General features: G+C 63.4%; 10 protein-coding genes. 5 read left to right on the forward strand and 5 right to left on the reverse strand.

Annotated elements, in window-relative coordinates; all coding sequences use genetic code 11:
* Nucleotide 1: 1 nt before the first annotated feature.
* The gene (locus A3A9_RS0110510; RefSeq protein ID WP_027058748.1) at nt 2-964 is read right to left on the reverse strand and encodes a hypothetical protein; all 963 of its coding nucleotides are present in this window, start codon (nt 962-964) and stop codon (nt 2-4) included.
* A gap of 154 nt (nt 965-1,118) precedes the next feature.
* Here A3A9_RS0110510 and A3A9_RS0110515 point away from each other — a divergent pair, with 154 nt between their 5' ends.
* The 4 genes from A3A9_RS0110515 to A3A9_RS0110530 all read left to right on the forward strand — a co-directional run bounded on the left by A3A9_RS0110515 (nt 1,119) and on the right by A3A9_RS0110530 (nt 5,125).
* Nucleotides 1,119-1,703: a nitroreductase family protein gene (locus tag A3A9_RS0110515; RefSeq protein WP_027058749.1), complete on the forward strand. Its 585-nt coding sequence runs from the start codon at nt 1,119-1,121 to the stop codon at nt 1,701-1,703.
* Nucleotides 1,704-2,312, forward strand: coding sequence for a flavin reductase family protein (locus tag A3A9_RS0110520; protein WP_027058750.1), 609 nt, complete (start codon nt 1,704-1,706; stop codon nt 2,310-2,312).
* Between the two features lie 69 nt (nt 2,313-2,381).
* The gene (locus tag A3A9_RS0110525) at nt 2,382-3,056 is read left to right on the forward strand and encodes a methyltransferase family protein (RefSeq protein ID WP_027058751.1); all 675 of its coding nucleotides are present in this window, start codon (nt 2,382-2,384) and stop codon (nt 3,054-3,056) included.
* A 167-nt stretch (nt 3,057-3,223) separates the two neighbouring features.
* On the forward strand, nt 3,224-5,125 hold the full coding sequence (locus A3A9_RS0110530) for a CASTOR/POLLUX-related putative ion channel (protein WP_027058752.1): 1,902 nt from the start codon (nt 3,224-3,226) through the stop codon (nt 5,123-5,125).
* Here A3A9_RS0110530 and A3A9_RS0110535 read toward each other — a convergent pair.
* On the reverse strand, nt 5,103-6,008 hold the full coding sequence (locus tag A3A9_RS0110535) for an HpcH/HpaI aldolase/citrate lyase family protein (protein WP_027058753.1): 906 nt from the start codon (nt 6,006-6,008) through the stop codon (nt 5,103-5,105). The two genes, A3A9_RS0110530 and A3A9_RS0110535, sit on opposite strands and share 23 nt — an antisense overlap.
* Nucleotides 6,009-6,461 carry a MaoC family dehydratase gene (locus tag A3A9_RS0110540; protein WP_027058754.1) on the reverse strand — a complete coding sequence of 151 codons (453 nt, stop codon included), beginning with the start codon at nt 6,459-6,461 and terminating at the stop codon, nt 6,009-6,011. It abuts the gene before it with no gap.
* Between the two features lie 152 nt (nt 6,462-6,613).
* Between A3A9_RS0110540 and A3A9_RS0110545 the strand changes: the two genes are divergently transcribed.
* Nucleotides 6,614-7,738 carry a DUF2336 domain-containing protein gene (locus A3A9_RS0110545; RefSeq protein ID WP_027058755.1) on the forward strand — a complete coding sequence of 375 codons (1,125 nt, stop codon included), beginning with the start codon at nt 6,614-6,616 and terminating at the stop codon, nt 7,736-7,738.
* Nucleotides 7,739-7,747: 9 nt separating this feature from the next.
* Here the strand turns inward: A3A9_RS0110545 and A3A9_RS0110550 are convergent, their stop codons facing one another.
* Together A3A9_RS0110550 and parE are read right to left on the reverse strand one after the other, a co-directional pair.
* Nucleotides 7,748-9,814 (reverse strand): FUSC family protein, encoded by a 2,067-nt coding sequence (locus A3A9_RS0110550; protein ID WP_027058756.1) that lies wholly within the window; start codon nt 9,812-9,814, stop codon nt 7,748-7,750.
* Between the two features lie 44 nt (nt 9,815-9,858).
* Complete coding sequence (parE, locus tag A3A9_RS0110555) at nt 9,859-11,913, reverse strand: DNA topoisomerase IV subunit B (RefSeq protein ID WP_027058757.1); 2,055 nt, start codon at nt 11,911-11,913, stop codon at nt 9,859-9,861.
* Nucleotides 11,914-12,144 lie beyond the last annotated feature (231 nt).

Consider the following 12,144-nt stretch of genomic DNA (forward strand, 5'->3'; position numbering starts at 1 on the left):
ACTAATCCGCGCCTTCTTCGGGATCCATCGCCGCGGCTTCCGTCGCCAGAACCTCGATCTCCAGGTTCTGTCCGGCCACGACCGTGAAATCCTTCTGGTAGATGCGGTCGCGGTTCTTGGCGATGATGGTGTAGTCACCTTCGGCAAGCACCATCGAGGCGAAGGCGCCGACGGTTTCCTTGATCGGATCGCCGGATTCGTTGAGCAGCGACCACGACGTGTCGGCGATCGCTTCACCACCGGCCTCGCGCACCAGCTTCATCGTGATCTCGGCAGCGTGGTGCTCGACGGTGGCTTCGGTCAGCTTGCCGGCCTCGACGCGGATATCGGAGCGGATGACCGCATTGACCGCGCCGTAGGTCGAGACGACGTGGTAGATGCCGGCATTGAGCCGCACGACGCTGTTAGGCTCGACATCGGGAATGATCAGAGCGCGGTCGCCATTGGCTTCGGCGGTGCCCTCATAGATCGAGAAGCGCAGTTTTTTCGGGGGAATGCGCACGCCGCCGGACAGAACCGCGTCAAGCTTCAGGCCACCGGCATCGAGCACCAGGCTTTCGCGCTTGGCTTCCTTGCCGACTGTGATGCGCTTGGTGGCGCCGGCGCGGCCATAAGAGGCGTGGACCAGATAGCTGCCGGGTTCGAGTTGGAAGACAGCGCTGCCGCCATGCGCGGAGGCGACCATAGGCAATTTGCCGTTGACGGCTTCAGGCTTGAAGACGCGCCAGACCAGGCCGCGGGTGATGTCGGTGCCCTTGTCGGTCAACTGGGCCGACAAGGTGAGGGCGCCACCGCCTCCGAGCGCCAGCGGGGTTTCGCTTTTGGGCGTCGCGTAACTCGAAATTCCGGGAAGTTTCAGGTCGCTGACACCGTCCTTTTCCTGCGCGACAGCCAGCGAAACCGGCGCCAAGAACAGCGCGGCGCAGAGCCAGACCAGGAAAAGACGCAGTCGCCCCTCAAACATGCCTTGCTTTGAAGCCCATGGCGGTGGCAATTTCAAGGCTTAAGAGTCCAATCCATGGCTCTTCCGCCCGGCGCTTGCGCGCCTTTGCCCGAGCCGCCCGAATTCCCGATGGTGCGCTTCAGCTCAAAACAGAGTGTCTAGGAGACTTGCGCCCATGGCGTCGCCGATCATCGACTTCCTGCTGACCCGAAATTCAGCGCCAATTCCGGACCTCAGGGAGCCCGCACCGAGCGATGCCGATATCGCAACGATGGTCGCCGCTGCCACGCGCGTGCCCGACCACGGCCGGCTCGAGCCCTGGCGCTTCATCCTCTATCGCGGCGATGTTCGCATCGCGATCGGCAGACAGTTGGCCACGCTTGCCGAACAACGCGAAGGGCCGCTACCGGAAGGCCGCCGCAACCAGGAACTGGCGCGCTTTTCCCGTGCGCCGCTGGTGATCGGCGTTGTGTCGGTGCCCAGGGAAAATCCAAAAATCCCGCAATGGGAGATGTTCCTGTCCGGCGGTATGGCGGCGATGAATTTGATGATTGCCGCCAATGCGCTGGGCTACGGCACCAACATGATCAGCAACTGGTATTCCGACGTGCCGGAGGGCAGGGCGATCCTTGGACTGGCGCCGCAGGAGCGCGTCGTCGGTTTCATCCATATCGGCTCCTATGCTGGCCCGGCGCCGGAGCGGCCACGGCCCGATCCGGCCAAGCTCTGTGCCGATTATTCAGGACCCTGGGCGGGCTGAATGTTCTACGAACCGTCCAAGGGGCACGGGCTGCCGCACGATCCGTCGAAGGCGATCGTCGCGCCACGCCCGATCGGCTGGATATCGACGCTGAACGAGGCGGGCGAGGTCAATCTCGCGCCATACTCCTTCTTCAACGCCGTTTCGACGCGGCCCTTCATCGTCTGGTTTTCCTCGGAGGGCGAGAAGGACAGCGCCTCTTTCGCTCAGGAGACCGGCGAGTTCGTCGCCAATCTGGTCAGCCGCGATCTTGCGGAGAAAATGAACTACACATCCGTCAACGCGCCGCGCGGCATCAACGAATTCGTCTATGCCGATCTCGCCATGGCGCCTTCGCGCCTCGTCAAGCCACCGCGCGTGGCGGCAGCGCCCGCGGCGCTGGAATGCCGGGTGACGGAGGTCTTTCGCCCAAAGGCGCTGGACGGAACCCCGACGAGCGCCGTCATCGTCGCCGGTGAAGTGGTCGGCGTGCACATTGACGACGCCTTCCTGAAAGACGGCCTGTTCGACATCACCAAGGCCGGCAATGTCGCTCGTCTCGGCTACATGGACTATGCCAGCGTCAGCGAGGTCTTTTCGATGCGCCGGCCACGCTGGGGCAAGGAGTAGGCTCGAGCCTGGCAAATCACCGCGCCTTGCCGGCTTGTCGTCGCGGGGGCCAACCGTGGAAGGTCGATCATGATCGCGAAATTGGTTCTTCAGACATTCATCTGGTTCGGCGTCATGGGCGCCTTGCTCTTCCTGTCGGCCGGCACGCTGCATTGGCCGGGGGCCTGGGTCTATCTTTTGGGGATGGTGGGGCTCAGTCTCATCATGGGAATTACGCTGGCGCAGCGCGACCCCGGCCTGATGAATGAGCGGCTGAGCCCTCCCATCCAGAAGAACCAGACGGCGGCCGACAAGGTCCTGCTGTCCATATTTCTGCTCGCCATGCTTGGCTGGCAGATTTTCATGGGACTGGACATCCGTTACGGCTGGTCGACGGTTCCGGTCTGGGCACAGGTGGTCGGCACGCTGGTCCTGCTGGTCGGCATCTGGATCTGCTATCTGACCATGCTAGAGAACAGTTTTGCTGCACCCGTCGTGAAAATCCAGGATGAGCGTGGACAGCGCGTGATCACCACGGGGCCTTACAGTTATGTCCGCCACCCGATGTATGCCGGCGCCATTCTCTTTCTCGCCGGCACGGCGCTTCTGCTTGGCTCCTGGTGGGGGCTGGCATTGGTGCTCGTGTTCATCGCTCTCCTGGCCATCCGTACCTTCATCGAAGAGAAAACGCTTCGCACCGGCCTGCGCGGCTATGACAATTATGCAAATGAGGTTCGCTACCGCCTGATCCCGATGGTCTGGTAGCGGCCAGGCGGAATGCCTGCCCCCTCGCGCGGTTCGTCATCGTGGTGGATTCCTTAGCCGTGAACACGCGAATAGCGATTCCCCTTCACCTGAACACAGGCTAAGAGAGCGACTTCGGCGTTGCGTTGGCGCATCGACCTTGGGGATAGTGCGGGGGCACCGGCGACATGAATAAACGAGACTCGCTGGCAACCCGGCTGCGCTACCAGTTCGACAGGAGCATGGCCGCCGGCCCGATCGCGCTGATCGGCTGGCTTGCTATCGTTTCGCTGCTGATCATCATCGCCGCAGCGGCTTTCCTTGCGGTGACCCGTATTGCGCCGGAGGGCGGTGAGCCGCTGGGCTTCTTCGAAGCGTTCTGGGAATCGCTGATGCGCACGCTCGATTCCGGCACGATGGGCGGGGACACCGGCTGGGCCTTCCGTCTCGTCATGCTGGTCGTCACGCTTGCCGGCATCTTCGTCGTGTCGGCCCTCATCGGCGTGCTCAGCGCCGGTGTCGACGGCAAGCTCGATGAATTGCGCAAGGGCCGCTCGCGCGTGCTGGAGGCCGATCACACCATCATCCTCAACTGGTCGCCATCGATCTTCGACGTCATCTCCGAACTCGTCGTTGCCAATGCCAGCCGCCGCCGCCCGCGTATCGTCGTCATGGCCAATATGGACAAGGTCGAGATGGAGGACGAAATCGCGGCCAAGGTCGGCAAACTGTGCAACACGCGCGTCATCTGCCGCAGCGGCGACCCAACCGATCTCTATGATCTGGCCATCGTCAACCCGCAGACCTCGCGGTCAGTCGTGGTGCTGTCGCCGCAAGGCGACGATCCCGATTCGCAGGTCATCAAGACGGTGCTGGCGCTGGTCAACGACCCGGGCCGGCGCACCGACCCTTACAATATCGCCGCCGAGATCCGCGACGGCAGAAATGCCGAGGTCGCCCGCGTCGTCGGCGGAGCCGAGGTGCAACTCGTGCTGGCCGACCAGCTGATCTCACGCATCGTCGTGCATTCGAGCCGGCAGTCGGGTCTGAGCGGCGTCTATTCGGAGCTGCTCGATTTCGACGGCTGCGAAATCTACACGACCGAGCAGCCTGATCTCACCGGCAAGACCTTCGGCGAGGCGGTGATGGCGTATGAACACTGCGCGCTGATCGGGCTTTGCGACCAGAAGGGGCGCGTCAATCTCAACCCTCCGTCGGACCTCGTGATCGGCGGGGACATGCGCGCCATTATCATCGCCGAGGACGATGCAGCAATTAAGCTCGGAAGCACCGTGATCAAGATTGACGCGGCGGCGATCCGCAGCCCGCGCTCCATCGAGCCGAAGCCGGAGCGCACCCTGATCCTCGGCTGGAACCGGCGTGGCCCGATCATCACCTATGAACTGTCGCGCTACGTCGCGCCTGGGTCGATCCTGACCATCGCTGCCGACACGCCTGGCCTCGGGCAGGAAGTGGCCGAACTGCCGGTCGCCGGCGACAATCTGTCGGTTTCCTGCCGCATCACCGACACGTCGAGCAGCACGGCATTGGCAAGCCTGGACGTGCCTTCTTACGACCACGTGCTCGTCCTCGGCTACAGCGAAACCATGGCCGCGCAGCCGGCCGATACGCGCACGCTGGTGACGCTGCTGCATCTGCGCAAGATCGCGGACGATGCCGGTGTGCATATCAGCATCGTCAGCGAGATGATCGACGTGCGCAACCGCGAGCTTGCGGCTGTGACCAAGGCCGATGATTTCGTCGTCAGCAACAGGCTGGTCAGCCTGATGCTGGCGCAGGCGTCGGAGAACCAGTACCTCGCCGCGATCTTCGATGATCTGCTCGATGAACAGGGCTCCGAAATTTACATGCGCCCGGTCGGCGACTATGTCGCCATCGATCAGCCTGTGACGTTCTGGACGATCGCGGAATCGGCGCGGTTGCGCGGCGAGATTGCGATTGGTTACCGGCGCATCCGTGCCGGGGACACTGACCATCGGGCGCTGGGAGGCGTCACCGTCAATCCGTCGAAGTCGGAAGCGCTGGCCTATCTGCCCGAGGACCGGATCATCGTGCTGGCGCGGGACTAAGGCTAGCCGACATCCCAGCCGCCCGGGCCCTCGCCAGCAGCCGTTCGGCCAGCCGCAGATGCGGGCGGTCGAACATCTTGCCGTCAATGCCGACGACGCCGGGATTTCCCGCTGCTTCGAACGCTGCGACGATCGCCGTTGACTGTTTCACCGCCTCCGCCGAGGGCGTGAAGGCGGCGTTGATGACGGGCACCTGATCAGGGTGGATCGCCATTTTGCCAGTGAAGCCATCGCGCTCGGCTTCAGTGCATTCCACGGCGAAGGCCGCCATGTCGCGAAAATTCGGAAACACGGTGTCGATCGCATCGACCTCCGCCGCACCAGCGGCGAGGATGGTCATCAGGCGAGCGTGGCGAAATACATCGGTGTAGCGGCCGCGCTCGTCGCGGGCAGAGCGCGCGCCGATCGCGGCCGACAAGTCTTCCGCGCCCCAGGTGAGACCGGCGAGCCGCGCGCTTGCCCCGGCATAGGTCGCCGCGGCAAGCACGCCGGCCGGTGTTTCGGTAATGATCGGCAGGATTTTTGTCACGCCATCAGGCAGGCCGTTCTCGGCCTCGCGCACCCTGAGTTTTGCCGCGAGTTGCTGGACGTCTTGGCCGCTGTTGGACTTGGGCAGCATGATGCCATCCGGCTTCAGCGGAACGAGCGCGGCAAGATCGTCATCCGTCAGCCCGGTCGACAGGTCGTTGACCCTGATATAGATCGCCGAGCTGGTTTGCCCACTGCGTTCGGCGATGAAGCGTGCCGCGATTTCACGCGCCTGCGCCTTGTTCTGCGGCGCTACGGAATCCTCGAGGTCGACGATCACCACGTCGGCCCCGGCGCCAAAACCCTTTTCCAGCTTTCGCTCGGAATCGCCGGGAACGAAAAGCAGCGAGCGCATTCAAGCGGCTTTCTTCAGCATCATCGCTTGCCTCGTGCATTTGGCGACGAGATCGCCATGCTGGTTGTAGGCGCGGTGCTCGAACTCGACGATGCCGCGATCCGGCTTCGATTTGGACTCCCGCGCCGAGATGACAGTGGTCTCGACGCGGATGGTGTCGCCGTGGAAGACCGGATGCGGAAACACGGTTTCCTTCATGCCGAGATTGGCCACCGTCGTGCCGACCGTGATGTCGTTGACCGAAATGCCGATCATCAGGCCGAGCGTGAACAGCGAGTTGACCAGCGGCTTGCCCCATTCGCTTCTGGCGGCGAAATCGAAGTCGATATGCAGCGGCTGCGGATTCAGCGTCATCACCGAAAACAGCATGTTGTCGCTCTCGGTGACGGTCTTGCGCAGCGTGTGCTGGAAGACATGGCCGACCACGAACTCTTCGAGATATAGCCCTGCCATTTCTGTCTCCTGCGCTGTTTGACGGTTGATAGGCGCTGCATCCAGCGCTCGCAAGCCAGTTAATGAACATGGTGAACCGTTCGTAAACCATTTCTGCCTACGGTCATGAGCGGGGTCAGAAAGCTTCTGACAAGGGGCGTAAGCAGGCGGGCATGGTTGTTGTTTCGCATTTCCTGAAATGGATCTACACGGCCAGGGTGTCGGAGCGCGCGGCTGCTGCCAATGCGCTGGCTCGGGCCTATGTCAATTCCGAATTGCCGTTCGAGGATCGCTGTGCTGCCGAGGCAGCGCTGACGCTGCTGCTCGACGACGCCTCGTCGAAAGTGCGACTGGCAATGGCCGAAGCGCTCTCCATGAGCCACCACGCGCCGCTGCAGATCATCAGCGTTCTGGCCTCTGACCAGCCGGAAGTCGCCGGCGTCGTGCTGGCGCGTTCGCCGCTGCTCACCGATGCCGACCTGATCAACCGCGTGGCGGCGAGCCAGAAGGCGACACAGAAGCTTATCGCCGATCGTCCTGTTGTCTCGATGGCGCTGTCGGCGGCGATCGCCGAGATCGGCGAGGCGGAAGCCTGCGCCGTCCTGCTCGCCAACAGCGGCGCCGAGATTGCTTCACTCAGTTTCCGCCGCATGGCGGAACGCCACGGGCATCTGCCGCTGGTGCGCGAGGCACTGATATCGGATGTCAGACTGCCTGCCGACTGCCGGCATATGCTGCTCATCAAGCTCGGCGAGACATTGAAGACATCGCCGCTGGTCATGGCGTTGATGGGCGCCGCCCGGGCCGAGCGCGTCATGCGGGACGCTTGCGTCAAGGCCTCGGTGACACTGATCGAGGGTACGCGCCAGGAAGAACATGCCGCGTTGATCGAGCATCTGCGCCTGCGCGGCGACCTGACCGCCAGCTTCCTCATCCGCACCATCGCGCATGGCAAGGTCGATTTCTTCGGCTCGGCGCTGGTCGCGCTCAGCCAGCAATCCGAACAAAGGGTGAGGGCGCTGCTGGCCGGCGGGAATGACGTCGCCTTGCAGGCGCTGTTTCGCGGTGCCGGTCTGGCTGCCGCCACCCACCCGGTCATCCTGCGCGCGCTGAAGATCTGGCGCGAGGTCGCCAACGGCAAGCGCGTCGCCGGCGTGCAGGAAGTCAGCTGGCTGATGCTAAAGGAATTGGGCGGGCAATCCGCGGAAGGCGATCTCGCCGCTCTGGTCAAGTCGATCCATCTCGACGCGCTGCGCGAGAATGCGCGCGGGCACGCGCTGGCGATCGCCGCCGCATAGTAAGGAAGCTCAGCCTCGTTGCCTGGCGAAGAATTCGGGAAAATCCTCCATACCGGCTGCGATGATGCGCAGCGAAGCCGCGATCTGGAGCATTTCGCCGCTGTCACTGCGCTCGGCTATGCCCGCCGCGTACTGCCTGGCGACAGTTATGGTGGAGGTCTGCGGCTCGCCAGGCGCGCGGAACAGCAATTCACGCGCCAGCCCGCGCAGGAAATTCGCGATGGACTGCGTGGTCTCGTGCGGGATTGCCGAATTGTGCTGGGCTGCGCGCAACCGCAGGACTTCAAGGCCGACGGTGACAGCGACAACGCTGCCGCCGAGGACAGGATCGCCTTTCTTGCCGGTCTGCTGCACGAGCGGCATCAGCTGGTTGATCCGGTCGTAGGCGAGACTCTCATAGGCTGAGCGCCTTGGCACACGTTCATGCAGGCAAAGCCGCGCCAGATCCTCGCGCATGGCGCGCACGATGCGGTTTACGGTAATCCATGGGTCGGCTGGCAGCACGACAATAAAGACACCGATCGCCAAAAGGATGCCGACGAGAACCGATGCCGAGCCGGCGAAGAAGGGTCCGGGGTCGTAGGTCATCGCCTGATGCGGACTGAGGAACGCAAGAAAGTTGATCGCGAAGGCCGTGGCTACGCCGACGTAGCGTGGATTGGCCATCGCCAGTGCGGTGGGTAGCAGGATCGGCACGACGAAGACAGCGAACCAGCCGAAGCCAGGCAGTATGGGAAGCGCGAGCTGACCGACAAGAAACGCAAAGGGCAGGGCCAGCAACGTTCCCTTGAAGAAACCCCAGGAAACCTGCACGGGATCGGGGCGGGAGGCGAAAAGGCTTGAGACAACGGCGACAAGGATAACCGTGCCCGCTGCCTCAGACCATTTGGTCGTCAACCAGAAGGCCGTCACCAGGAGCGTGGCAAGGGCAGCGCGTACGGCGTTGCGCCATGCGCCATGATAGTCACGATGCACCACCAGCGCCGGCTGCCGGCGGTCGCGGGCCGGGCGGGTGGCGGGAATGCGCAAGGCATCAAGGCCACGCAACACCTGCTTCAGGGCTTCGGCGAAGTCGGCGGCGATGGTGAGGCGGGTGACGGTGCCAACCTTGTCGTCGCCTTGTTCGTTCGGCGCAAAAGGCATCTCCCGAGCCTTGCTCGCGATCACATCGAGACGAGCCACCCAGGGCGCGGTGTCATCCAGTGCGCCCGGTTTGGCCGCCAGTTCGCCGACAAGATCGTGCAACTCGGTGCGTACGGGCATAAGTGCGGCGTTCTTAGGCGCGGCATGGGCATGCAAGGCGCGCGCCGCCGAGAGCGCCGACAGAAGCTGGCCGATGGTGCGCCGGACCGGATGCGCGCGGGTGGCAAAACTCGGTGCTTCAAGCCGTGCATAGGTCCGCATTTCGCCGAGGGTCTGGGCGTCGGCCACCAGTTTTCGATGCTGGCCGATGAGCGTTGCCCGATCGCCGCCGGAAAAAGCGCCGGCGGCGTAGATGGCGAGGTCGAGAATACAACGCTTCAATCGCGAAATGATGGCTTCGCTCGCCAGGCTGGGCAGTATCAGCCGGCTGGTCAGGCCGGCGCAGACGATGCCGAGCACGATCTCGGCACAGCGCGCGACCGCGAGGTCGACGACGAGATGCGGCTGACCGAACGCCGGCAGGCCGATGATCATCGCGGTATAGCCGGCAAGGGCCGCACCATAGGCTTCCGGATTGCGCAACAGCGAGGAGACGAAGGTGCAGATGCCGATCCAGACGGCCAGCACCGTCACCAGCACCCATGGATTGGTGCCGAAGGCCGTTGTGATGGCGATTGCCGCAATGCCGCCCGCCAGTGTCCCGAGCAAGCGATAGAAGCCCTTGGCCAGCACCATGCCGGCGACCGGCTGGGCAACGATGAACACCGTCATCATGGCCCATTGCGGGTGGTCGAGCTTGAGCGCGTAGGCGGCGAGAAGTGCGATGAGGCCGGCCGAAACCGTGCGCAGCGCGAAAATCCAGTCCGACCGTGTTGGTTGCGTCAGTCCGGCCAAACTTGTTTCGTAATAGGTTTTCAGCCGCGCCCAGGTCACATGCTGGTCTCCATATCGGAAGCGCAAGCTAAACCGGCCAGCGGCTAGATATCCAGCACTTCCGTCTCGGCGAATTCAGCGCGTTCCTGGATGAAGCGGAAGCGGGCTTCCGGCTTGGTGCCCATCAGCGCGTCGACCGCGTCCTTGGTCGCGGCCTCGGCATCGATCACGTCGATCCGAAGCAACGTGCGCTTCCTTGGGTCCATGGTGGTCTCCTTGAGCTGCGAGGCCATCATCTCGCCCAGGCCCTTGAAGCGGCCGAGCTCAACCTTGCCGCGCCCGGCGAATTCGGTGCGCAGCAGCTCGTCCTTGTGCGCATCGTCACGGGCATAGGCGACCTTGCCGCCTTGCCTGATCGAGTAAAGCGGTGGCACCGCCAGATAGAGATGGCCGCCGCGCACCAACGCCGGCATCTCCTGGTAGAAGAAGGTGATCAAAAGCGAAGCGATGTGGGCGCCGTCGACATCGGCGTCGGTCATGATGATGACGCGGTCATAGCGCAGATCCTCGTCACGGTACTTCGAACGCGTGCCGCAGCCGAGCGCCTGGATCAGGTCCGATATCTGCTGGTTGGCTGCCAGCTTGTCATTGCCGGCGCTGGCGACGTTGAGGATCTTGCCGCGTAGCGGCAATATGGCTTGGCTGGCGCGGTCGCGCGCCTGCTTGGCCGAGCCGCCGGCGGAATCACCTTCGACGATGAAGAGTTCGGCGCCGGCCGCGGCATTCTGCGTGCAGTCGGCGAGCTTGCCGGGCAGGCGCAGCTTGCGCACCGCGCTCTTGCGCGACACTTCCTTTTCCTGCCGCCGGCGCACCCGCTCGTCGGCGCGCGCGATCACCCATTCGAGAAGCTTCGAGGCTTCCTGCGGATTGTCGGCCAGCCAATGGTCGAAGGGGTCGCGGATCGCCGTCTCGACAATGCGGATCGCTTCGATCGTCGCCAGCCTGTCCTTGGTCTGGCCAACGAATTCCGGCTCGCGGATGAACACCGACAACATGCCAGCCGCCGAGATCATGACGTCTTCCGAGGTGACGATCGAAGCCCGCTTGTTGCCGACGAGATCGGCATAGGCGCGAAGCCCGCGCGTCAGCACGTTGCGGAAGCCGGCCTCGTGTGTGCCGCCTTCACCGGTCGGGATGGTGTTGCAGTAGGAATTCACGAAGCCGTCGCCGCCGAACCAGGTTACCGCCCATTCCAGCGAGCCATGACCGCCCTGCTTCTCGCTCTTGCCGGCGAAGATTTCACGGGTAACCTGGAAGTCGTCGCCCAGTGATGCTTTCAAATAGTCCTTGAGGCCGCCCGGAAAATGGAACGCCGCCTTCGCCGGTGTCTGGTCCTTTTCCTTGATCAGCGAGGGATCGCAGGTCCAGCGGATTTCGACACCGCCGAACAGATAGGCTTTCGAGCGCGTCATGCGGTAGAGCCGCGCCGGCTCGAAGGCGCAGCCCTTGCCGAAGATCTGCTCGTCGGGATGGAAGCGGATTTTGGTGCCGCGCCGGTTGTGGACCTCGCCAAGCTGCTCCAGGCCAGTTACGGGAACACCGCGCGAAAAACGCTGGCGATAAAGCTGGCGGCCGCGTGCGACCTCGACCTCGAGATGGTCCGACAGCGCATTGACCACGGACACGCCGACGCCATGCAGGCCGCCTGATGTCTCGTACACCTTGGAGTCGAATTTGCCGCCCGAATGCAGCGTCGTCATGATCACTTCGAGCGCCGGCTTCTTGAACTTCGGATGCGGGTCGACCGGAATGCCCCGGCCATTGTCGGTGACGGCAAGATAGCCGTCGGCCGAAAGCTCGACGTCGATGAAGGTGGCATGGCCGGCGACCGCCTCGTCCATCGAATTGTCGATAACCTCGGCGAACAGATGGTGCATCGCCTTGTCGTCGGTGCCGCCAATATACATGCCTGGCCGGCGGCGCACCGGCTCCAGGCCTTCGAGCACCTCGATGTCGGCGGCGCTATAGCCCTCGCTGCCATCCTTGGTCGCGGCGGGACGCTTGGCGGCCTGCACCAGCGGGTCCGCCGGGCGCGCCGGTGTGCGAACTGGCTGCGGCTCCTTGCCCAGATTGCCGAAAAGATCGTTGTTGTCGTCCATGCCTGCCATCGGGTCCGATGCTGCGAATCACCCGTCGATACTGCCACGCTTTGCGGCGCCAGGCGACGGAGGTTCCTGTTACGTTCGGGGATTTGACCCCTCTTATCCTAAAACCATTCGATAACCAACCGGGCGGAAATAGGTCTGCTACCGCCGCACAAGATTCCTCATTCTTTAACAATGCGGCCTAGCGTGAGCCCAATATAACAAGAAACTGCGGGCATCAGGGGT

The sequence above is a fragment of the Mesorhizobium loti CJ3sym genome (assembly GCF_000472785.1).
In the GTDB taxonomy this organism is placed as follows: domain Bacteria; phylum Pseudomonadota; class Alphaproteobacteria; order Rhizobiales; family Rhizobiaceae; genus Mesorhizobium; species Mesorhizobium loti_E.

Coding starts and splice junctions, on each gene's coding strand:
- A3A9_RS0110510 (WP_027058748.1), bottom strand. CDS start 964: ATGTTTGAGGGGCGACTGCGTCTTTTCCTGGTCTGGCTCTGCGCCGCG.
- A3A9_RS0110515 (WP_027058749.1), top strand. CDS start 1,119: ATGGCGTCGCCGATCATCGACTTCCTGCTGACCCGAAATTCAGCGCCA.
- A3A9_RS0110520 (WP_027058750.1), top strand. CDS start 1,704: ATGTTCTACGAACCGTCCAAGGGGCACGGGCTGCCGCACGATCCGTCG.
- A3A9_RS0110525 (WP_027058751.1), top strand. CDS start 2,382: ATGATCGCGAAATTGGTTCTTCAGACATTCATCTGGTTCGGCGTCATG.
- A3A9_RS0110530 (WP_027058752.1), top strand. CDS start 3,224: ATGAATAAACGAGACTCGCTGGCAACCCGGCTGCGCTACCAGTTCGAC.
- A3A9_RS0110535 (WP_027058753.1), bottom strand. CDS start 6,008: ATGCGCTCGCTGCTTTTCGTTCCCGGCGATTCCGAGCGAAAGCTGGAA.
- A3A9_RS0110540 (WP_027058754.1), bottom strand. CDS start 6,461: ATGGCAGGGCTATATCTCGAAGAGTTCGTGGTCGGCCATGTCTTCCAG.
- A3A9_RS0110545 (WP_027058755.1), top strand. CDS start 6,614: ATGGTTGTTGTTTCGCATTTCCTGAAATGGATCTACACGGCCAGGGTG.
- parE (WP_027058757.1), bottom strand. CDS start 11,913: ATGGACGACAACAACGATCTTTTCGGCAATCTGGGCAAGGAGCCGCAG.